Raw genomic sequence first — 22,129 nt, 5'->3', positions numbered from 1 at the left:
TGGGACGATGCCCTCGATCGATGATGTCCTCGCCGGCGGCGCATGCTCGGGGTGCGGTGCGTGCTCGGTGGCGACCTCCGGTCGCATCCCGATCACGCTCACTCGCTACGGTGCTCGGCAGGCGTCCACGGCGGGAGCTTCCGAGTCCGACAAGGCGATCGCGTCCCGTGTGTGTCCTTTCGCCCGGGACTCGCCCGACGAGGATGCGGTCTCCGCCGAGGTCTTCCCGCCCTCACTGGACCACGACGAGCGGATCGGGCGGTTCCTCAAGGTGTCGGCCGCCCAGGTCGCCTCTGACGACTACGTGATCGACAGCTCGTCGGGTGGCATGACCAGCTGGTTCGTCGGCCGGCTGCTGGCGGAGGGCGACGTGGACGGCGTGATCCACGTCGGCCGCAACGAGGACGACCTGTTCGGCTACCGCGTCTCGTACGATATGGACGCCGTGCTCGGCAACCGCAAGTCGGCCTACTACGCGACCTCCTTCGCCGATGCGGTGAGCCGTATCGAAGGCGACGGACGTCGCTATGCGATCGTCGGCGTGCCCTGCTTCATCACCGGCGCACGCCACTTGGTGCGCGAGCGCCCCGCCCTCGCCGATCAGCTCGTGTACTTCGTGGGTCTGGTATGCGGACACCTCAAGACCGACGCGTTCGCCCAGCTGCTCGCGTGGCAGGTCGGTGTCGCACCGGATCAGCTCGCCGAAGTCGACTTCCGGGTGAAGCACCCGCATCGTGACGCGCAGGACTACAGCTTCGCGGCGCGACGTCGCGGTCGCGCGGAGTGGGCGTCGAAACCGAATCGTCGCCTGTTCGGCGCCAATTGGGGCCACGCGATGTTCCAGCTGGGAGCGTGCGACTTCTGCGACGACATCTTCGCCGAGACCGCCGATGTGGTACTCGGGGACGCCTGGCTCGAAGGCTTCCGGCAGGACTGGCGCGGCACGAATGTGGTGATCACCCGGTCACCGCGACTGCAGGAGATCCTGGATGCCGGCGAAGACTCCGGTGCGGTGCGCGTCTGGCCGCTGTCGCCCGACGAGGCGGCGAAGAGCCAGGCAGGGAATTTCCGTCACCGACGCGACGGCCTGGCGGTGCGTCTCGCCGATGACATCGCGGAGGGCCGCTGGGTTCCGCTCAAGCGCGTGCAGCCGGATGCCGAGCGCGTCGGGGCCAAGCGCCGGTCGCTCATCCGGCAGCGCCGCGCCCTCAGCCGCACGAGCCACACCGCGTTCGCGGCCGCGCGCGAGGCGGGATCGCTGCGCGCGTTCATGCGGGTCATGCGGCCGAAGGTGAACGCCTACGTGCTGACCGACCTGGGCCCCGTGATGGGGCGCCTGACGATCTACGCCCCGTGGCTGGCGCGCTCGCGTTTCGTGCGGAACTCGTTCGTGCGCAGCATTCTGTCGCGCGCGCGAACGCGCTCCACCGGCACCTGAACTCAGCGTTCGCGCACCGTGACGACGCCCCTCGAGTAGTCGACGATCACATGCGTGAACTGGACCGTGCACACCCCGCCCGAACACGACCCGTCATCGACCGGCCACCCCCACGACCCCGTCGGCCCACCCGCCGCGAGATACGCCCGCGTGATCGCACTGCTGCGCGCCCGATACGTCACACCCGCACCGGTCGAATAGAAGATCCCCGACGAGAACTCCTGCACCACCCCGCCGCCGTTCGCATCGACGGATACCGGGAAGCGCACCGGGTGACCCGACGACTCCCTGCCGCCGCGGTTCGCCCATGCCGATGCGATCGGCTCCTCGACCGGGATCCCGACCGTTGTGACGCCTGATCGATACCACACGGCGTCGTACTGGAAGTCGACGATGCAGATGCCGTCGATGCACTCCCCGTCGTCGGCGGGCCAGCCCCACGGTCCGGACGGGCCGCCGGAGTTGAGGTAGGCGACGCTGATGGCGCTGGTGCGACCGCGATAGGTCACCGCCTTCGATGTCGCGTAGATGATCCCGTTGTCGAACTCCTGATAGACACCGCCACCGTTCGCGCTGACCTTCTTGGTCGTTCCCACGACGTCGCCGGGTCCGGACACGCCACCGAGCTCCACCCACTTGGCGCGGATGCGCGAATCGGGGATCGAACCCGTCGAGTTCGTGCTGCCGAACCAGTCGGTGAAGTAGTTGTAGAAGTTGCGGTTGCCGTAGCTCGAGCATCCGTCGCCCTCGGCGTACCCGGCGCGCAGGGCGGCGGCGTTCGGCTGGTAGGGCGTGTAGTAGTACAGGTTCGACGTCGCCTGGTTGCGCACATACACCGGCGAAGAGCCGCAGGCGCGGTTCGGGTGGTACAGGATGTTCCACGTCTTCCCGGGTGCGTACCACGTGAAGTACTGGCTGGTGCCGGGCGGGTTGGCATAGCGCTTGAACTGCCACGCGGCGCCGTACACCTGGTTGAAGAACCCGTAGTACCGCGTGTCGCACGCTGCGGTGTCGGGGCAGCCCTGCCCCATCGCGATCGTGTAGCGCCACTCGCTCGGTGCCGTGTGGGTGACCAGACCCTGCTCTTTCTGCAGCGTCGCCAGGATCACCTGCGGATTGATTCCGCACGCCTGGGCGACCTTGTAGATGATGCGCGAGGCGCGCTCGCGCGCGCCGCCCGAATAGGCGCCGCACATCGCGTCGGCGCTCGTACTGCGCGACGTGTCGTACTTGTCCTTCAGACACGTGTAGCCGCTCTGGCACGACGAGACCTTCGACTGCAGGAACGACTGGATCTGGGACTCGGTCATCGACGACTTGTCGAAGAAGACCGCGTCGCTGATGATGTAGCCCGGGTCGAAGCCGGTCAGATCGGCCGTGGCCGCGAAGCTCGCCGACCCCGGTGCCGCGACGGTTGCGGGCGCTGTCCCCGGGCTCACCGATCCGGCGGCGCCCGCAGGTGCGATCGCGACCGACAGTGTGAGCGCGAGTACAGCGGCCCACACGGCCGCGATCCGCGCGAGCACGCGCGAGGGTCGGTGAGCGGGCGTCGCCATGTGAACAGTGTGACGGATGTGACGGATGAGTACAACACTTCGGCGCCTGCCGGGGATGCGACGCGCCGCTCTCGGCGGACTCGCGGTGATCCAGGTGACGTTCTAGAGATCCGCGTGAAGCTGCCACACCCGATCGGCGGCCTCGCTCCACGAGAAGGTGCGACCCCGATCGGCGGCGAGCACGGCGAGCCGCTCTGCGGCCGCGGCCGACGCCAGCCCCTCGGCGAGCGCCGCGGCCATGCCGTCGACGACGGATGCCTCGTCTCGACCGGCGACGAGCACCCCGCCGTCGACGACCAGTTCGGCATTGACCGGTGTGTCGACCGCGATCGTCGGCACCCCGAGCGTCAGCGCCTCGACGATGCGCCAGGGGAAGGCCGTGCGCACAGCCGGCGCGAGGAACGCGAGTGCGGCACCGTACACCGCGGCCCGATCGGGCGCGTCCAGTGCACCCCGCACATGGACTCTGCGCTCCGGGATGCCGGCCGAGGCCGCGAGCTCGGCGACCGCCGGCTCATGCCCCTCCTCGACGTCGATCACGACGACCGGCACGTCGGCGCCGCCCGCCGCGATCGCGCCGAACCCGGTGCTCAGGCGATCTGCGGGCATCGGCCCGCCCGCCAGCATCAGGAAGCCCTCGGGGAGTCCGAGGTCGCGCCGACGGCCGATCTCGTCTGTCGGCACCGCGAATCCCGTCGGGGCGGCGCCGGCGATCACCCGGATGCGCCCCGACAGCTTCGCCTGCTCGGCGAGGCGCTCGGCGATCGCGTGGGCAGGCACGACGACCGCATCGGCATGCTTGGCGGCCCGCTTGAGCATCGCCTTGTGCCAGGCCACCACGCTCCGTGGAAGCTCGTCGGGCGACTCCCACGGTCGCAGGTCCCAGATCGTCACCACGGTCTGGTCGTTGTCGTGCACCCGGTCGTGCCGCACGAGCGGGGCGAACAGGGTCGGCGAGTGGATCATGCCGCCGCCGATGCCTGTTCCGATGCCGAGCTGCAGCGCCGTCGCGAGCTCGCGACGCGGCAGCGCGGTGCGCCGCACCCCGGCCAGACCCGCGATGGCGAGATCCGCCGGGCCGCCGGCGGGCACGATCCCCTCGACCTCGCACGCGGTCGGTGCGCCCGCGATCAGGGCGCGCGCGAGCTGGTCCGACGCCTCGGCGAGCGCAGCCTCGGTCGGCGCGACCAGCTGGTCGAGCATCACACGCAGGATCGCAGTCATGTCGTAGGCCTCACCGCGTCGCCGTGGTCATCCGGCGGGCTCGGCGGTCGGGGTGGGCGGATGCAGCGTCGCCCGCACCAGCTCGTGGATGAACGCGTAGTCGGGGTCGTCCTCCTCGATCCCCCCTTCGGGGGTCAGCTCGATCGTCGAGACCGGCTCCTCCTGGGCCTTGATCGCCAGGTCGGCGAGGAAGGGGATGAACGAGGTCGGCAGGTCGGTCTCGACGATGTCGGCGCCGGCCGTCGCGACATCCTGGAACCGGGTCAGCACGGTCTGCGGCGTGAACTGCGCGAGAATCGCCTGCTGCAGCTGACGCTGCCGCTTCATGCGGTCGAAGTCGTCGGTCGTGTACCGCGATCGGGCGTACCACTGTGCGGTGTCGCCGTCCATGTGCTGCGCGCCGGGCTCGATCCACCCGATCGCCCAGTCCTCGGCCGGCTGACCGTCGTACGACGGTCCGCCGCCCTTGGGCAGGCGCTCCTCGACCGTGATGTCCACGCCGCCGAGCGCATCGATCAGCGACGCGAAACCGTGCATGTCGATGAACACGTAATACGGGATCTCGATGCCGAGGATGCCCTCGGCGGCATCCTTGGTGGCTTCGACCCCCGGCGAGGAGCCCTGGGCGCGGGCATCCGGGTACAGCAGATCGCCGTCCTGGCACACCTCGACCTCGGTGCGCAGCTGGTTGATGCCGCTCCCCCAGCCGCACGTCGCGTCGGCGTGACCCTGATGGCCATCGGGGTACCGCTCGAGCATCGGTCCTTCGGAGAACGGGAAGTGCGGCATGTCGCGGGGGATGCCGGTGATCGTCGTCGCCCCGGTGGTCGCGTTGACCGAGACGACCGAGATCGAGTCGAAGCGCATGGAGTCGCGGCCTTCGCCGCTGTCGGCACCCAGCAGCAGGATGTTGTAGTAGCCGTCGGACGGCTCGACCGGCGGCCCGCTCGCTCCGAAGATCGCACCGAGCGTGTCCCGCGCCGTACCCGCCACCATCGCGGCGTAGGCCGCCGCGCCGCCCGAGATGACCAGGAGCACGACCGCCAGCAGCGCGATGCCGAAGCGGGCGATCGGGCCGGTGCGCACGAGGCGCACCAGGCGCAGGGTGTCGATCGTGAGCACGACCCAGAGCACGGCGTATCCGGCGAGCAGGATCTGGACGGCCGTCAGCGCGAACCAGTTCGTGACGATCGTGATGAAGACGGTCTGCCAGAGCATCGCGGTGAGCGCCGCGAGGATCACGAGCACCCACATCGCCAGCGTCGCGCCGAGGCCGAACCGACCGAGACGCCGGTTGCCGGCGAGCACCTGTGCAGAGCCGGGCAGCAGGAAGTTCATGACGACCAGCCACCAACCCCGACGGGTCATCATCTCAGGCGACCGCGCGTCGGGATGCCGGAGGGGCCGCTCCTCGACGAGTTGGCGCGGGATGGCGGGCGCCGCCGGTCGCGGTGGCGAAGCGACGCTCACAGCGACTCCTTCAGCCGCCGGTTCTTCTCCTCGACCTGCGCCTCGAGGGCGCGGGCGTACTCCTCGACGCGATCACCGAGAGCCGCATCCGCGGTGCCCAGGATGCGGGCAGCCAGGATGCCGGCGTTCTTCGCACCGCCGATCGACACCGTGGCGACGGGGATCCCCGCGGGCATCTGCACGATGCTCAGCAGCGAGTCCATCCCGTCGAGGGTGGCCAGCGGCACGGGGACGCCGATGACGGGGAGCGCGGTCAGCGATGCGAGCATCCCGGGAAGGTGGGCTGCTCCGCCGGCGCCTGCGATGATCACGCGGATGCCGCGGGCCCGGGCCTCCCGCCCGTACTGCACGAGTCTGTCGGGCGTGCGGTGCGCCGAGACGACCTCGACCTCGTGCGGCACACCGAAGTCGGTGAGAGCCTGCGAGGCGTCGCTCATGACGCGCCAGTCGGAGTCGGAGCCCATGACGACGCCGACCAGCGGCGCGTCGGAGGAGTGCAGCGGCCGGGTCACCCGTCCAGGCTAGGCCGCGACCCTGCGAGTTGCCCGCAACGGCACGCGTCCGTCACCCACCACCACCCCGTCGAGCACTCAGTCGAAGTGGGATGCCGCGGCGCGCGCCTCGTACGCGACGTCGTCGAGGTCGAAGCCCGAGACGTTGACGTGGCCGACCTTGCGTCCGGGTCGCGACGCTTTGCCGTAGGTGTGGATCTTCGCGCTCGGATGCTCGCTCATGACCCCCGCGAAGCGTCCGTCGATGTCGCCGACCTCGGGACCACCGAGGATGTTGACCATCACCGTCCACGGCGCCACCGGTTCGGCCGTCCCGAGCGGCAGGTCGAGCACGGCACGGAGGTGCTGCTCGAACTGGCTCGTCACCGCACCCTCCTGCGACCAGTGCCCGCTGTTGTGCGGGCGCATCGCGAGCTCGTTGACGAGCAGTCGCTCATCGGTCGTCTCGAACATCTCGACCGCGAGCATCCCGGTCACGTCGAGCCCTTCGGCGATCGCGGTGCCGATGGATGCCGCCACGGCCGACAGCCGGTCTCCTCCGTGGGGCGCCGGCGCGATGACCTCGGCGCACACTCCGTCGCGCTGGACGGTCTCGACCACGGGATATGCGCGCATCTGGCCGGACGGCCGGCGGGCGACCTGCTGGGCCAGCTCGCGCGAGAAGTCCACGAGCTCCTCGACGAGCAGCGGCGCGCCCTGCGCGGCCTCGAACCAGTCGGCCGCGTCATCGGGATCGCGCACGACGCGCACGCCTTTGCCGTCGTAGCCACCACGCGGCGTCTTGACGACCGCGCGGCCACCGTGCGCGGCGAGGAAGGCGCCGAGGTCGTCGGCTCCGGCGACCGCGGCCCAGTCGGGCTGCGGCATCCCGAGCTCGGCGAGGCGTGCGCGCATCGCGAGCTTGTCCTGTGCGAAGCGCAGCGGACCGGGGCCGGGGCGCACCGGAATGCCGGCATCGACTAAGGCGGCGAGCACCTCCTGCGGGACGTGCTCGTGGTCGAAGGTGAGCACGTCGACATCGCGGGCGAACGCGACGACGGTCTCCGCGTCGCGGTAGTCGCCGACGGCGGTCGCGGCCGCCGACGCGGCCATGCCCTCGGCCTCGGCGAGCACACGCAGCTCGACTCCGAGCTCGACCGCGGGTGCGATCATCATCCGGGCGAGCTGCCCACCGCCGACCACTCCCACACGCAGCGCCATGCCGCTCCTTCCGTCCGCCCTCCATCATCCCCTACCGGCACGGTCGCCCCGATGTCGACGGACAGGTTTGCACGCGACACGCCGGTCATCGGCGTGCAATCCCGTCCGCTCGGCACCGAGACCGGGCGCGGTCAGGGCGAGGGAGGTGCGGGCGGCAGCGGCTGACCGTCGCGATGGGCGAGGATCTGGTTCACCTCGACCTGGTCGACCAGCGCCTCGTACACGAGCTCGACGCTCGGCACGTTCGCCAGACGCAGGGGCGGATCGACGCCGTTCGAGAGCACGAGGGTGCCCGCACGCCACATGCGCTGCAGAAGGCCGCGGCGCACCTGGATCGTGTAGCCGCGCACGTGGGCGAGCTCCCGGCGACGGGCCACGAAGATCCCCCGGCGCTCGATCACCCGACGTGTCGTGATCGTGTACACGTGCGACCACCACGCCAGGAACGGCAGCAGCACGAGCAGGAAGACCAGCACCGCGGCCACGGTCAACAGCATCCAGTTCTCGAACGGGGCCGGCAGATTGCCGTAGAAGTATCCGCACGCGCCGGCGATCGCGACCAGCACCAGCGCGCACCAGAAGAGTCGTCGCGCGTGCCCGCGGAAGCGCGCGACGCGCAGCTCCGGCTGCGCGGGCGAACCCGGAGCCGGCATGAGCGGTCTGCTCGCGAACGGCTGCGGCTGGGTCATGCCTCCATTGTGTCGGTGGGTCGCCGACACGGCCGTCCCGAAACGCGGAGGGTCAGCGCACGTGCACGACGTCGCCGGCCGACACGGCCGTCACCGCGCCGTCGGGGGCGATGACCACGAGGCGCCCGTCGCCGTCGAGCCGGTCGGCGCGGCCTTCGAGCGCTGAGCCACCCGGGAGCGCGACCCTCACGTCACGGCCGAGCGTCGCGCACACCGCCTCGACCTCTCCGGCGACGCCGGCGGCGACGGCGTCGCCCCGCGCGGCGCCGAGGGCCGCGACGCGCTCGCCGAGGCCTGCGACGAAGTCCGCGAGCATCCGGTCGTCGTCCGCCTCGAGGCCGACCGCCGCGAACGAGACCGCGGTGTCGACGGGAAGATCGCCGACGGTCATCCGCGTGTTCACCCCGACGCCGACGACGATCATGTCGGGGTCGTCCGCGGTGGTCTCGCACAGGATGCCGCTGATCTTGCGGCCGTCCAGCAGCACGTCGTTGGGCCACTTCAGCGCCGCAGTCCGGCCCGATCCGCGCAGCTGCCGCGCGATCGCCCGGGTCATCGCCGCCCCCGCCGCCAGCGGGATCCAGCCGCGGGCGCTCGAGGGCACCTCGGGCACGCGCGTGACCACCGAGACCGCGAGGGCGGTGCCCGCCGGTGTCGTCCAGCTGCGATCGAGTCGACCCCGGCCGGCGCGCTGGTCGTCGGTCAGCACCAGCGAGAGGTGAGGCCACCCGAGCGGGTCGCCCGCGGCGAGACCCATCACGTCGGCGTTCGTCGAGTCGGTGGTGGCGACCACCTGCACCCGGGGGCTCACGGCGGCCAGGCGCGGGTAGCCTTCATCGGGGATCGGCATGATGCTCACCCTACGCCCCGCGCTGGGCGACAGCGGATGCCGCACGCCGTTGTGCGAACCCTCCAACGCCGTCGCAGGTCGCGCAGATAGGCTGGGAGCCGTGACCGACCAGCCCGACCTGTCCACCACCGCCGGCAAGATCGCCGACCTGCGCGCCCGCTTCCAGGAGGCGGTCGTCGACGCCGAGAAGACCGCGCAGGAAAAGCAGCACGCGAAGGGCAAGCTCACCGCCCGCGAGCGCATCGAACTGCTGGTGGATCCGGGATCGTTCGTCGAGTTCGACGAGTACGTCCGGCACCGCACCACCGCGTTCGGCATGGACCGCTCGCGGCCCTACGGCGACTCGGTGGTCACCGGTCTCGGCACGATCCACGGCCGCACGACGGCCGTCTACGCGCAGGACTTCTCCACGTTCGGCGGCTCGCTCGGCGAGGTCGCGGGCGAGAAGATCATCAAGATCATGGAGTTCGCCATGCGCAGCGGGGTGCCCATCGTCGGCATCCTCGACTCGGGCGGCGCCCGCATCCAGGAGGGTGTGGTCGCCCTCGGGAAATACGGCGAGATCTTCCGCCTCAACACCGCGGCATCGGGGGTCATCCCCCAGATCTCGATCATCATGGGGCCCGCAGCGGGAGGGGCGGTCTACTCCCCCGCGCTGACGGATTTCGTGGTCATGGTGGACAAGACGAGCCAGATGTTCGTGACCGGCCCCGACGTGATCAAGACCGTGACCGGCGAGGACGTCGGCATGGAGGAACTCGGCGGCGCGCACACCCACAACACGCGCTCGGGCGTCGCGCACTACCTCGCCGAGGACGAGGACGACGCGATCGACTACGTGCGCACCCTCCTCGGCTTCCTCCCCGACAACAACATGTCCGAGCTTCCGGTCTACGAGACCGAGTTCGAGTTCGAGACGACGGACGCCGACCGTGTGCTCAACGCGATCATCCCCGACTCGCCGAACCAGCCGTACGACATGCACGAAGTGATCCGGCACATCGTCGACGCCGAGGACTTCCTCGAGGTGCAGCCGCTGTTCGCACCGAACATCGTCATCGGCTTCGGTCGCGTCGAAGGTCGCACCGTGGGGATCATCGCCAACCAGCCCTCGCAGATGGCAGGAACCCTCAACATCGAGGCCGGCGAGAAGGCGAGCCGTTTCGTGCGGTTCTGCGACGCGTTCTCGGTGCCGATCGTCACGCTCGTCGACGTGCCGGGCTACCTGCCGGGCACCGATCAGGAGTGGACCGGAGTCATCCGCCGCGGCGCGAAGCTGCTCTACGCGTATGCCGAGGCGACCGTCCCCCTCGTCACCGTCATCCTGCGCAAGGCGTATGGCGGCGCCTACATCGTCATGGGCTCGAAGCAGCTCGGTGCCGACGTCAACCTCGCATGGCCGACTGCCGAGATCGCGGTGATGGGCGGCCAAGGCGCCGTCAACATCCTCTACCGGGGCGAGATCAAGCGTGCCGAGGAGGCCGGTGAGGACGTCGCGGCCGTGCGCACCCGCCTCGCCAACGAGTACACGTACAACGTGGCATCCCCCTTCCTGGCCGCCGAACGAGGTGAGCTCGACGGCATCATCGAGCCGGCGGCCACGCGGGTCTCGATCGCGAAGGCCCTGCGCGGACTGCGGGGCAAGCGGGCGAGCCTGCCGCCCAAGAAGCACGGGAACATCCCGCTGTGAGTGACGACGCCTCGAGCCTGCGCATCGACGTGCTGCGCGGCGAGCCCACGGACGAGGAGCTCGCCGCGCTCATCGCCGTCGTCGGCGAGGCGTATGCGCAGGAGGCGGCCACGGCGGTCGCCGACGATGCACCGACCCGCTCGGCCTGGTCGGTGTCGCAGCGGACCCTGCGGCATCCTCTGCCGCGTGAGCTCGGCTGGCGGAGCTTCCCGTCGGTCTGACGGTGCGGCTTTGTCCCCCGAAATACCTACAGACGGCCTCTTGCGGGGTCGGGATACTTGAACTGCTGGAACGCTTTCGCGTTCGGCCGGCCTGCTCCTCTTCGGAGCACAGGTCCGGCCACGTGCGGACGGTTTTCGGGTAACCGCTCCGCCAGGCGAGGGGCGGGCGGCTTCGCCGCCCCTCGCCTCCTCTCACTCCGCTTCCCGTCCCGGGTCCCCTCCCCCACCGGGGCGGGGAGCGTGGCCTTCTTCGTCGCCCTCGTCGCTCTCAGGCGCACGGGGGATCTCGACCCACAGGTCGACGACGTCCTCATCCGACAGGCCGGGACCCGATGCCGAGCGCCCGACCACGGTCGCGGCGATGCGCTCGTCGGGCGACGTGCGGATGAACAGCCGCGCCGACGTCGATGCCCGCACGGCGTCGGCGAGCCGCGCGCGGACGGAATCCAAAGACGCCTGGTCCAATCCGTCCAGCCACCCCTCGTCGAGCACGGTGACGGTGGCCCCCCGGCCGCGCGCCTCGCGCAGCTGCTCGCGCACGGCATCGTCGAGCAGCTTCGGGGCACGGATCTCGTCGCGCAGCGAGCCCTCGGCGATGCGCGCACGGCGGCGATCCTCGTCGTCGAGGCGTCCGCCGCGGGCGACCGTGCGCGACAGGACCGGCCCGGCGACCGCGAGCGCGCGCTGCACCTGGACCCGACGCTCTCGTCGACGGACGAGCTGGGCCGCCTGCCACGCCGAGGCAGCGCGCTGCAGCTGCGCCAGACGCGACGTGTCACGCGCTGCCCGGTCCAGTGAGCGCACCAGCAGCTGGGCGACGGCCACCCACACGACCGAGCCGACCAGACCGAGGGCGAGCGCGTCGACCGGCCCCATCCACAGCATCGACGCCACCGCCAGCAGCACGATGCCGATCCATGCGACCCACGGTCGCCGTCGGACCATCACGATGGTCATGAGTGCGCCGATCCCCCCGAGGTACCACGTCGCGAACGACGCGGTGCGCGCATCGGGCCCCACGGCGTAGGCGATGGCGCTGGGGACGATCGCGGCACTGGCCAGGGCGAGTACGCCTCCCCACACCGGGAGCACGGTCGGCCCACGCGCACTGACGTCCGCGGCGTCTTCGCCCGTGTCGGCCCGCACGATCGGCTGCTCCCAGAAGATGCAGAGCCACGTCGTCGCAAGGTACAGCCCGAGCGTGGCGAACACGACGAGCGGCTGCGGCACCGGCTCCGTCCACCACAGGCCGCGCGCACCCAGATACGCCGTGAAGGCGAGCGCGAGCGCGGTCAGCACATTGCGCACGCTGATCATGCCCCCACCCCCCGCCACGAGAGGCGCACGACCGTCCCCGTGGGCCCCGAGTCGACCTGGGCGGTACCACCGACTGCGGCGACGCGGGCGAGGATCGAGGCGCGGATGCCCAGTCGATCCTCGGGCACCTCCTCGAGGTCGAAACCGGCCCCCTCGTCACGCACCTCGATGCGAATGCCTCGCTCGTCCCCGCGCACCACCACGCCGAGCCCTTCGCCGGCGGCGTGCTGCAACGAGTTCGCGACGGCCTGCATCGCCGCGAGCGAGAGGGCACGGGCCACACGGCCCGGGATGTCGGTTGCGCCGTCGGCCGTGCGTCGGTCGACGGTCACCGCCCCGCCGAGTTCCGCGGAACCGGCTTCGATCTGGTCGGCGATCCACGCGCCGCTGCGCGGCTCGTCCGAGCCTTCGGTCGCATCCTGCTCGGCGTTCGCGAGCCGCGTGAGGGCCTCGCGCGCCATCGCGACGGCGAGCGTGCGCTCACGTTCCGTCTCGGCTCGCGCGGCCGCGATGAGCGCCGCCAGGACGCTGTCGTGCATGAGCGCCGCGACGGCGAGTCTCTCCTTCTCGGCGGCGTCCGCGGCCGCCGCCCGCGCGTACGAGTCGACGGCACGGGCCCTCGTGGCGTCGACGTTGGTCGCCATCGAGCGGAACATCCAGCCGAGCGTGATGAGGACGCCGCCGAGGATCAGTGCGAAGGACACGTCGAGCCCGACCGGGAACCAGAATTCCGCGGCGAACCCCGCTTGGACGAGGCGGACCACACCGAACAGCAGGGGGATCACGATCGTCGCGACGACCTGAAGAGCGAACGGGAACGCCAGCCCCGACGCCATCGTCGCGAGGTTGATCTGATACCAGATCCACGGCTGCTCTGTCGGCACCGGGGCGGAGCCGACGGTCGCGATGGGCCACAGCAGGAGCGTCAGGGTGAACGCGACGACGAAGCCACCGGCCGACACCCGGATCGCGCGACCCACGAGGCACGCGACGATCATGGCTCCGAGCGGAAGGAAGGCGAGGAGCATCAACGTCAGGTGCCAACCGGGGCGCTCGTCGGTGGCACCGAGCGCCGCGATGAACGACTGCGTTCCCAGAACCACGAACCCCACGGCGGCCGCGAGCGACAGAGCCCGCTCCACCCGCGTGCGGGTGAACGACCCGGCACCGGCGTCGGACTCGCGCGATTGCGAGATCAGGCCCCAGGCCTTGTCGACGATCGCGGTGGCGGTGTCAGTCGCCACGGGGCGGGCCCCCGCGATCCGCGGCCGGTTCGGCGAGGATGCCGTCCTCCATCGCGCGCCGCAGCAGATCGACCTTCGTCGGTGCCGGACGACCGACGTCGACGTACTTCACGCGGATGCGCGTGATGTTCTCCTTCGCGGTGGAGTAGGCGACCCCCAGCCGGTCTGCCACGACCTTCAGCGGAAGCCCCGCCGCGTAGAGACGGAGCACCTCGCGCTCACGCACCGAGAGCTGCGCGTCGGCGAAATCGCGATCGCCCTCGACGGCGCTCGCCCATTCGACGTTGTTGAGCGGCTCGCCCCGGGCGACGGTGCGGATCGCATGCGTGACATCATCGATCGGCGAAGCTTTGCTGATGACGCCGGCCGCTCCCGCGGACAGCGCCTCGCGAACGGCGGCCGGGCGGTCGGCGACGCTGTGGATGATGACGCTGGACCCATCGGCGACCAGCCGCTGCACGTTCTCGGTGACCGTCGTGCCGTCGCCGAGCGTCAGATCGAGCACCACGACGTCGGCGGGGGAAGAGGCGCTGAAGGCGCGCCAATCGAGGTACTCGGTGACGTTGCTGCCCGAGAAGACCACGTCCATGCCGGGCTCGCGTGCGCACGCGGCCTCGAGTCCGAGTCGCACGGACTCGTGGTCGTCGATGAGGGCGACCCGTGTCATGCGGCCACTCTAGCCGCGGGGGCGGGTGCGGCCGAGCACGGCGACCGCCTCGACGTGGTGCGAGTTGGGGAACAGGTCGACAGCATGCACCGCGGGCGCCTCGTACCCCGCGTCCCGCAGGGTCGCCAGGTCGCGCGCGAGCGCGACCGGATCGCACGCCACGTACACGACCGTCTCGGGCTCGAGCGCCGCGATGCGATCCACGACCTCGCGGCCCGCGCCCGACCGCGGCGGGTCCAGGAGCACGACGCCCCGTGTCATCCGCTCGCGCTCGGCGACGGACGCCTCGGCGATCAGCCGGTCGAGCCATCGGTCGACCCGGCCGGTCTCGGCGCGCGCGCCGACCCACTCGGCGAGGTTCTCACCGGCGTGCTCGGTGGCGCGGGCATCCGACTCGACGGTCGTCACCCTGGCGCCGGGCCCGGCGAGCGAGGCGAGGGTCGCCGCGAACAGGCCGACCCCGCCGTAGAGGTCGAGGTGGCGGGCATCCGGATCGATGAAGGCGCCCCCGGTGTGCGGGATCGGGCCGTCTTCGCGCAGGTTCCGCAGCTGACCGCGGACGATCGAGGTCAGCGAGTGGGCGGCGAGGCGGTGCACCTGCCAGAAGCCGCCGGCGTCGACACGGAAGTCGCGGCCGTCCACGGTCTCGATCACCGTCTCGCGGGCGGGATCCGCGTGTGCGCGGGTCGACCCCCGTACGGGACCGCGGCGTCCGCGACCGCGCTCGGGGCGCGGGATGACGCACACGCGGCCGTCCGCGGGCTGCACGAGGTCGATGCGCCCTGCAGCGCCGGTGGCCCCCAGCGCGACCCGCTCGACGGCAGGGGTCGCGAGCGGCAGATCCGCGACGGGGATGACGCGGTGGCTGCGGGCGGCGTAGGGCCCGACGCGCCCCTCGTCATCGACGTGCAGGCTCACGCGCGTCCGCCATCCGGTGCCGTCGGCCGACTCGCCCGCGATCACGTCGCCCTCGGGAGCAGCGATCTCGTGCGCCTGCTCGAGGCCGACGGTCAGCTGCAGCCCGCCGATCCGGTGCAGCGCATCCGAGATCACCTGCACTTTCAGCGCCCGCTGGTGCGCGAGGTCGATGTGCCCGAAGTCCGCACCCCCGGGGCGCTGGTCGGGCGGAACGTCCACATCGGCCTGCCGCCACACGTGCGGACGCCGATGGGGCGAGGCGTCGAGGATCTCGAGCGTCTCGCCGCGCCAGAACGCCTTCTTCGACGTGTCGGTCAGGCGCACCCGCACCCGCTCCCCCGGAATGGCGTCGGGCACGAAGACCACACGGCCCTCGTGACGGCCGACGAAGACGCCGCCGTGGGCGACGCCCGTGATGTCGAGATCGATGAGGTCGCCGGATTCCACTGGTCGAGCATACGGTGGGTGCCATGCGCGTGTGCCTGGCCTCGACCTCTCCCGCCCGGCTGATGCTGCTGCGGCAGTGCGGCATCCACCCCCTGACGATCGCGCCCGCTGTCGACGAGGAGGCCGTGATCGCCGCGGTCGAGGCGGCCGAGGACCGCGTGCTCGCCCCCGACGAGCACGTCCTGCTGCTCGCCCGCCGCAAGGCCGCCGACGTCGCTGCGCGCCTGGCCGACGACGACCCCGGATTCGATGGGATCGTGATCGGCGGCGACTCGATGTTCGAACTCGACGGCGAGGTGCTCGGCAAGCCGCTGAAGCCCGAGATCGCCGTCCAGCGCTGGCAGGCGATGCGCGGGCGCACCGGCGTGCTGCACTCCGGCCACGCCGTCGTGCGCGCCGCGCCCGGCACCTCGCCGGTCGAGGTGCACGCGGTGGCGCAGGCATCCGTCACCTTTGCCTCCGACGTGACCGACGCCGAGATCGACGCGTATGTCGCGACCGGCGAACCGCTGCAGGTCGCCGGGGCGTTCACCGTCGACAGCCTCGGCGCCGGCTTCATCGAGAGCGTCGAGGGCGACCCGTCCACGGTGGTCGGCATGTCGCTGTCGACACTGCGTCGCCTCACGCGCGAGGTCGGCGCGGAGTGGACGGCGCTGTGGAACAGCGTCGACCCGTCGCTGCAGAGCGCCGAGATCGCACCCCGCTGACGCGCCACGGCGTTGTACTCGGACGACCACGTTTCTGGTCGGTTCTTGTACCAACCAGTCAAAAGTCCGGGTATCCGCGTGAGTAGGCTGGCCTTCATGCCTCCCATCGCCAAGGTTCTCGTCGCCAACCGAGGCGAAATCGCCGTCCGCGTGATCCGCGCCGCCCGCGACGCCGGGAAGGCGTCCGTTGCGGTGTACGCCGATCAGGACCGCGATGCGATGCACGCGCGTCTCGCCGACGAGGCCTACGCGCTCGACGGCGCCACCAGCGCCGAGACCTACCTGTCGATCGACAAGATCCTCTCGGTCGCGCGCCGCTCCGGTGCGGACGCCGTGCACCCGGGCTACGGGTTCCTCGCAGAGAACGCCGACTTCGCGCGCGCCGTCATCGACGCCGGGATGGTCTGGATCGGACCGAGCCCCGAGGCCATCGAGGCCTTGGGCGACAAGGTCACCGCACGCCACGTGGCCGAGAAGGTCGGCGCTCCGCTCGCGCCCGGCACTCCCGGCCCCGTCGAAGGCGTCGACGAGGTCGTCGCGTTCGCGCAGGAGTACGGCCTGCCGATCGCGATCAAAGCCGCGTACGGCGGCGGCGGGCGCGGCCTCAAGGTCGCGCGCGAGTTCGACGAGGTCGCCGAGCTGTTCGAATCGGCGACCCGCGAGGCGATCACGGCGTTCGGCCGCGGCGAGTGCTTCGTCGAGAAGTATCTCGACAAGCCGCGCCACGTCGAGACGCAGTGCCTCGCGGACACCGCCGGCACCGTCATGGTCGTCTCCACGCGCGACTGCTCGCTGCAGCGACGCCACCAGAAGCTCGTCGAAGAGGCACCGGCGCCGTTCCTGACCGACGAGCAGAACCGCATCCTCTACGAGTCGTCGAAGGCGATCCTGAAGGAGGTCGGCTACGTCGGCGCGGGCACGTGCGAGTTCCTCATCGGCGCCGACGGCACGATCTCGTTCCTCGAGGTCAACACCCGTCTGCAGGTCGAGCATCCGGTCTCGGAGGAGGTCACCGGCATCGACCTCGTGCGCGAGCAGTTCCGCCTCGCCGAAGGCGGCCTGCTGTCGGACGTCGACCCGAGGCCCGAGGGCCACTCGATCGAGTTCCGGATCAACGGCGAGGATCCCGGGCGCAACTTCCTGCCGCAGCCCGGCCCCATCCACGTCTTCAAGACCTTCGGCGGCCCCGGCATCCGACTCGACTCCGGCGTCACCGCCGGCGACAGCGTGACGGGCGCGTTCGACTCGCTGCTCGCGAAGATCATCGTCACCGGTCGCGACCGCGACGAGGCGCTGCAGCGCGCTCGACGCGCCCTCGACGAGTTCGAGGTCGCGGGCATGCCGACCGTGCTGCCCTTCCACCGCAAGGTCGTGCGCGATCCGGCCTTCACGGCCGAGGACGGCCGGTTCGGCGTGTACACACGCTGGATCGAGACCGAGTTCGACAACGACATCCCGCCGTGGGACGGCGAGCTCGACGCGCCCAAGCCCGCCGACGCTCGCCACACCGTCGTCGTCGAGGTCGGCGGCAGGCGGCTCGAGGTGAGCCTGCCCGACCGGGTCGTGGCATCCCCCGGCTCGAACGGCCGACCCGCCGCGGTTCCTCCGTCGCGCCGTTCGCACGCGCAGACCGTCGTCGCCGGAGCGACCGGCGACGCGGTCAACTCTCCGATGCAGGCGACGATCGTCAAAGTCGCCGTCGAAGAGGGCCAGCAGGTCGTCAAGGGCGACCTCGTGGTGGTGCTCGAGGCGATGAAGATGGAGCAGCCCATCCAGGCCCACAAGGACGGCGTCATCGGCGCGATCAACGCGCAGCCGGGCACGACCGTGTCGGCGGGGCACCAGCTGCTGCTGATCGCGAACGCCTGACGACGCCGCCGATCGAGGCGATCGAGCTGCGCGTCAGGCGCCGTAGACCGTGTGGTCGACGACGTGCATCGCCCGTGCGGCATCGGTGATGCTGCCCGACAGCGACGGGTAGACGGCGAACACGCGCGAGACCTGGTCGACCGTCAGGCGCCGCTCGACGGCGATCGCGATCGGGTAGATGAGCTCGGATGCGCGCGGTCCCACGATGACGCCGCCGATGACGCTGCCGCTGCCCTCGCGCGCGATGAGCTTCACGAAGCCGTCCTTGATGCCCATCATCTTGGCGCGGGCGTTGGCGGCGAGCGGCAGCTTGTGCACGACGCCGTCGACCTTGCCGTCGGCGATGTCCTTCTCCTGCCAGCCGACCGTGGCGATCTCGGGTGCGGTGAAGATGTTCGAGGTGATGCGGCGGCGCTCGAGCGGGATCACGACGTCGCCGAACGCGTGGAAGACGGCCGTGCGTCCCTGCATCGCGGCGACGGATGCCAGCGGCACGAAGGTCGTGCAGTCGCCGGCGGCGTAGATGTTGGGCACCGACGTGCGCGCCACGCGGTTGACCTGGATGTGACCCGACTCGGTCGTCTGCACTCCGGCCTCCTCGAGGCCGATCCCCGCGGTGTTCGGAATCGATCCGACTGCCATCAGGCAGTGGCTGCCCTCGAGCGTACGGCCGTCTCCGAGCGAGACGACGACGCCGTCGCCCGTGTTCTCGACGCGCTCGGCACGGCACTTCGACAGCACGGTCATGCCGCCGCGCTTGAAGACGCGCTCGAGCACGGCCGCGGCATCCGCGTCCTCACCGGGCAGCACCCGGTCACGGCTCGAGACGAGCGTGACCTTCGCCCCGAGGTTCATGTACGCGCCGGCGAACTCCGCGCCGGTCACGCCCGATCCGACGACGATGAGGTGCTCGGGCAGCTGCCGCATGTCGTACAGCTGGGTCCAGGTGAGGATGCGACGGCCGTCGGGCTTGGCGCTCGGCAGCTCGCGCGGCGAGGCGCCGACCGAGACGACGATCGTGTCGGCTTCGACGCGGTCGAAGTCGGTGCCGCCCTCGTCGGTCGACACGATGACGGCTCGGGGGCCCTCGAGCCGACCGTGCCCCGACACGATGCGCACACCGGCTTCGACGAGCGACGCACGCATGTCGTCCGACTGCTGACGAGCCAGCGACAGCAGTCGCTTGTTCACCGCGGCCAGGTTGATGGCCACCTGCGGCGTGAGCGGCCGACCCTCCTCGCCGCGGGCGAACAGCTGAACGCCGAGGTCGCTCGCTCCGGCGATCGCCACCGCGGCGTCGGCGGTCGCGATGAGCGACTTCGACGGCACGACGTCGGTGATCACCGCCGAACCGCCGACTCCGGCTCGTTCGACCAAGGTCACCTGGGCACCCAGTTGCGCGGCGGCCAGCGCCGCCTCGTACCCGCCGGGACCGCCGCCGATGATCGCGACGGTCTGGGTGCGCTCGAAGCTCATCGACATGTCCTCCATTCTTCCCGCATCCGACGCGGTTCCACGACCGCCGCCGTGGCGCATCTGGCTCCAGGGGCTCCGCGTTCCTAGAGTGGGGTCATGTCAGACGCCATCGACAACCCGCTCGACGACCCCGCCGCCGACCCGACCGACGTCGCGCGGGCCGCCGCCGCCGACATCGCCCGCCTGACCGGAGTGGAACGCCACGACATCGCGCTGACGCTCGGCAGCGGGTGGGGCCGCGCCGCCGAGCTCATCGGCGAGACCACCGCGACGCTCGCCGCGACCGACGTCACCGGATTCGGCAAGCCCGCTCTCGAAGGCCATGTCGGCACGCTCCGCAGCATCCTCACCGCGAGGGGCAGACGCGTGCTGGTGATCGGCGCACGCACCCACTACTACGAGGGGCACGGTGCGCGCCGCGTCGTGCACAGCGTGCGCACCGCCGCTGCGACCGGCGCCTCGACCATGGTGCTCACCAACGGCGCCGGCGGGATCAAGCACACGTGGCGCCCCGGCCAGCCGGTGCTCATCAGCGACCACATCAACCTCACCGGCGACAGCCCGCTCGAAGGCGCGACCTTCGTCGACCTCACCGACCTGTACTCGGTGCGCCTGCGCGACCTCGCGCGCCGCGTCGACCCGAGCCTCGACGAGGGCGTGTACTGCCAATTCCGCGGTCCGCAGTATGAGACACCGGCCGAGGTGCGCATGGCGAAGACCATCGGCGGCCACATCGTCGGCATGTCGACGGCGCTCGAGGCGATCGCCGCGCGCGAGGCCGGCATGGAGATCCTCGGCTTCTCGCTCATCACGAACATGGCCGCGGGCATCCAGACCACACCGCTGAGCCACCAGGAGGTCATCGAAGCCGGCCGCGAGGCCGAGCCGGTGATCTCGGCTCTGCTGGCGCGCGTCATCGACCAACTGTGAGGGAGGACGCCTTGTCCGAACACGACGACGGGATGCTCGACCGCGCCCGCACCTGGCTCGCCCAGGATCCCGACGGTGAGACCCGCGCAGAGTTGCGCGCGCTCATCGACTCCGCCGAAGCCGGCGACGACGCGGCGCACGACGAGCTCGCCGATCGGTTCGGCACACGCCTGGCGTTCGGCACGGCCGGGCTGCGCGGACGCCTCGGAGCCGGCAGCAACCGCATGAACCGCGTGCTGGTCGCCCAGGCCGCCGCGGGCCTGGCGGCGTACGTCCGCGAGACGGCCGGTGACGACGCCACCGTGGTCATCGGGTATGACGGACGCCGCAACTCCGACGTGTTCGCGCGCGACTCGGCCGAGATCTTCGCGGGAGCAGGGCTGCGGGCGGTCATGCTGCCGCGGATGCTGCCCACGCCGGTGCTCGCGTTCGCCGTGCGCGCGTTGGACGCCGCGGCGGGTGTGATGGTGACGGCGAGCCACAACCCACCCGACGACAACGGCTACAAGGTCTACCTCGGCGGCGAGGACGGCGGGGCGCAGATCGTGCCGCCCGCCGACCAGCGCATCGCGGCGCATATCCAGCGGGTGGCCGACGACGGCGACATCGCCGCGCTCCCACGCTCGCTCGCCTTCACGACGGCGCCCGAATCGCTGATCGACGAGTACATCGCCGCCACCGCCGCCGTCGCACCCGCACCGCCGGCATCCGACGGTCTCGTCTGGGTCTACACGGCCCTGCACGGCGTGGGCTGGCAGACCTTCTCCCGGATCATCGAGGATGCCGGATACCCCGCACCCGTGGTCGTGGAGCAGCAGCTCGCGCCGGACGGTGCGTTTCCGACCGTGTCGTTCCCCAATCCGGAGGAACCCGGCGCGATGGACCTCGCCTTCGAGGCCGCGCGCACGAGCGGTGCCGACCTGGTGATCGCGAACGATCCCGATGCCGACCGACTCGCCGTGGCGATCCCCGATGCCGAGGCCGAGGGCGGCTGGCGGCGTCTGAGCGGCAACGAGATCGGCCTGCTTCTGGGCTGGCGGGCTGCGCGCATCGCCGCGGACGACGGCGAGACCGCGGGGGCCTCGCTGGCGTGCTCGCTGGTGTCGTCGCCAGGGCTCGCGACCGTCGCCGAGCACTTCGGGCTCGGATTCCACGCCACCCTCACCGGCTTCAAATGGATCTCGCGCGCCCCCGGGATCGTCTTCGGTTTCGAGGAGGCCCTCGGCTACCTCGTGAATCCCGACACGGTCCGCGACAAGGACGGCCTCTCGGCGGCGATCGCGATGCTGGGCATGGTCTCGGAGGCCCGCGCGCGCGGGGCGTCGCTCGGCGACCTGCTCCGCGAGTTCGCCGACACCTTCGGGCACTTCGCGAGCGACCAGGTCTCGGTGCGGTTCGACGATGTGTCGCAGATCGCGGGCATCATGGCGGTGCTGCGCGAGCGGCATCCGCAGGCGATCGGCGACGTCGACGTCGACCGGGTCGACGACCTGCTGCACGGCGACGGCGACCTGCCGCCCGGCGATGTGCTGCGCCTGTGGCTCGCCGACGGGTCACGGGTCATCGTGCGACCGAGCGGCACCGAGCCCAAGCTCAAGCTGTACCTCGACGTGCGGGGAGACTCGGCCGACGACGCCGCGGCGCGCATCGCCGCGCTCGCCGACGGATCGCGCGCCCTGCTCGACGGCCTGCGCTGACGACACT

19 protein-coding genes are annotated in these 22,129 nt (G+C 71.1%); 7 read left to right on the top strand and 12 right to left on the bottom strand.

What is annotated here, in order from left to right:
• Positions 1 to 7 precede the first annotated feature (7 nt).
• Entirely contained in the window at positions 8 to 1,438 is a 1,431-nt protein-coding gene (locus ABD663_RS06850; RefSeq protein ID WP_344737220.1) for a Coenzyme F420 hydrogenase/dehydrogenase, beta subunit C-terminal domain, read from the top strand.
• A 2-nt stretch (positions 1,439 to 1,440) separates the two neighbouring features.
• Here the strand turns inward: ABD663_RS06850 and ABD663_RS06845 are convergent, their stop codons facing one another.
• The 7 genes from ABD663_RS06845 to ABD663_RS06815 all read right to left on the bottom strand — a co-directional run bounded on the left by ABD663_RS06845 (position 1,441) and on the right by ABD663_RS06815 (position 8,939).
• A complete protein-coding gene (locus ABD663_RS06845) occupies positions 1,441 to 2,994 on the bottom strand; it encodes an LGFP repeat-containing protein (protein WP_344737219.1) in 1,554 nt (517 codons plus the stop codon).
• A gap of 102 nt (positions 2,995 to 3,096) precedes the next feature.
• Positions 3,097 to 4,218: a glycosyltransferase gene (locus ABD663_RS06840; RefSeq protein WP_344737218.1), complete on the bottom strand. Its 1,122-nt coding sequence runs from the start codon at positions 4,216 to 4,218 to the stop codon at positions 3,097 to 3,099.
• 27 nt (positions 4,219 to 4,245) lie between these two features.
• Entirely contained in the window at positions 4,246 to 5,688 is a 1,443-nt protein-coding gene (locus ABD663_RS06835; RefSeq protein ID WP_344737217.1) for an LCP family protein, read from the bottom strand.
• On the bottom strand, positions 5,685 to 6,152 hold the full coding sequence (gene purE / locus ABD663_RS06830; RefSeq protein ID WP_344737231.1) for a 5-(carboxyamino)imidazole ribonucleotide mutase: 468 nt from the start codon (positions 6,150 to 6,152) through the stop codon (positions 5,685 to 5,687). The genes ABD663_RS06835 and purE overlap by 4 nt, the downstream gene beginning before the upstream one ends.
• Positions 6,153 to 6,278: 126 nt before the next feature.
• Positions 6,279 to 7,400 (bottom strand): 5-(carboxyamino)imidazole ribonucleotide synthase, encoded by a 1,122-nt coding sequence (locus ABD663_RS06825; RefSeq protein ID WP_344737216.1) that lies wholly within the window; start codon positions 7,398 to 7,400, stop codon positions 6,279 to 6,281.
• 131 nt (positions 7,401 to 7,531) lie between these two features.
• Entirely contained in the window at positions 7,532 to 8,089 is a 558-nt protein-coding gene (locus tag ABD663_RS06820) for a PH domain-containing protein (RefSeq protein WP_344737215.1), read from the bottom strand.
• 52 nt (positions 8,090 to 8,141) lie between these two features.
• Positions 8,142 to 8,939 (bottom strand): biotin--[acetyl-CoA-carboxylase] ligase, encoded by a 798-nt coding sequence (locus ABD663_RS06815; RefSeq protein ID WP_344737214.1) that lies wholly within the window; start codon positions 8,937 to 8,939, stop codon positions 8,142 to 8,144.
• Positions 8,940 to 9,039: 100 nt separating this feature from the next.
• Between ABD663_RS06815 and ABD663_RS06810 the strand changes: the two genes are divergently transcribed.
• Positions 9,040 to 10,629: an acyl-CoA carboxylase subunit beta gene (locus tag ABD663_RS06810; protein ID WP_344737213.1), complete on the top strand. Its 1,590-nt coding sequence runs from the start codon at positions 9,040 to 9,042 to the stop codon at positions 10,627 to 10,629.
• Complete coding sequence (locus ABD663_RS06805) at positions 10,626 to 10,850, top strand: acyl-CoA carboxylase subunit epsilon (protein ID WP_344737212.1); 225 nt, start codon at positions 10,626 to 10,628, stop codon at positions 10,848 to 10,850. Before ABD663_RS06810 ends, ABD663_RS06805 begins: the two co-directional genes overlap by 4 nt.
• 192 nt (positions 10,851 to 11,042) lie before the next feature.
• Here the strand turns inward: ABD663_RS06805 and ABD663_RS06800 are convergent, their stop codons facing one another.
• The 4 genes from ABD663_RS06800 to ABD663_RS06785 are packed head-to-tail and all read right to left on the bottom strand — an operon-like array spanning position 11,043 to position 15,443.
• Entirely contained in the window at positions 11,043 to 12,167 is a 1,125-nt protein-coding gene (locus ABD663_RS06800) for a hypothetical protein (protein ID WP_344737211.1), read from the bottom strand.
• The gene (locus ABD663_RS06795) at positions 12,164 to 13,411 is read right to left on the bottom strand and encodes a sensor histidine kinase (RefSeq protein ID WP_344737210.1); all 1,248 of its coding nucleotides are present in this window, start codon (positions 13,409 to 13,411) and stop codon (positions 12,164 to 12,166) included. Before ABD663_RS06795 ends, ABD663_RS06800 begins: the two co-directional genes overlap by 4 nt.
• Positions 13,401 to 14,078, bottom strand: coding sequence for a response regulator (locus ABD663_RS06790; RefSeq protein ID WP_344737209.1), 678 nt, complete (start codon positions 14,076 to 14,078; stop codon positions 13,401 to 13,403). Before ABD663_RS06790 ends, ABD663_RS06795 begins: the two co-directional genes overlap by 11 nt.
• Positions 14,079 to 14,087: 9 nt before the next feature.
• Complete coding sequence (locus tag ABD663_RS06785) at positions 14,088 to 15,443, bottom strand: class I SAM-dependent RNA methyltransferase (RefSeq protein ID WP_344737208.1); 1,356 nt, start codon at positions 15,441 to 15,443, stop codon at positions 14,088 to 14,090.
• Positions 15,444 to 15,466: 23 nt separating this feature from the next.
• On the opposite strand from ABD663_RS06785, the gene ABD663_RS06780 reads away from it, so the two are divergent.
• Entirely contained in the window at positions 15,467 to 16,150 is a 684-nt protein-coding gene (locus ABD663_RS06780) for a Maf family protein (protein ID WP_344737207.1), read from the top strand.
• Positions 16,151 to 16,246: 96 nt separating this feature from the next.
• Complete coding sequence (locus tag ABD663_RS06775; protein ID WP_344737206.1) at positions 16,247 to 18,019, top strand: acetyl/propionyl/methylcrotonyl-CoA carboxylase subunit alpha; 1,773 nt, start codon at positions 16,247 to 16,249, stop codon at positions 18,017 to 18,019.
• Positions 18,020 to 18,052: 33 nt separating this feature from the next.
• Here the strand turns inward: ABD663_RS06775 and ABD663_RS06770 are convergent, their stop codons facing one another.
• Positions 18,053 to 19,501 (bottom strand): NAD(P)H-quinone dehydrogenase, encoded by a 1,449-nt coding sequence (locus ABD663_RS06770; protein ID WP_425561770.1) that lies wholly within the window; start codon positions 19,499 to 19,501, stop codon positions 18,053 to 18,055.
• Between the two features lie 90 nt (positions 19,502 to 19,591).
• Here ABD663_RS06770 and ABD663_RS06765 point away from each other — a divergent pair, with 90 nt between their 5' ends.
• Together ABD663_RS06765 and ABD663_RS06760 are read left to right on the top strand one after the other, a co-directional pair.
• Positions 19,592 to 20,425, top strand: a complete 834-nt coding sequence (locus ABD663_RS06765) for a purine-nucleoside phosphorylase (RefSeq protein ID WP_344737204.1) — start codon at positions 19,592 to 19,594, stop codon at positions 20,423 to 20,425.
• Positions 20,426 to 20,457: 32 nt separating this feature from the next.
• On the top strand, positions 20,458 to 22,122 hold the full coding sequence (locus ABD663_RS06760) for a phospho-sugar mutase (RefSeq protein ID WP_344737230.1): 1,665 nt from the start codon (positions 20,458 to 20,460) through the stop codon (positions 22,120 to 22,122).
• Positions 22,123 to 22,129 lie beyond the last annotated feature (7 nt).

This window comes from Microbacterium awajiense, from assembly GCF_039536545.1.
GTDB classification, from domain to species: domain Bacteria; phylum Actinomycetota; class Actinomycetes; order Actinomycetales; family Microbacteriaceae; genus Microbacterium; species Microbacterium awajiense.
The sequence above is the reverse complement of the archived record's forward strand: the minus strand, read 5'-3'. Positions and strand labels throughout refer to the sequence as shown.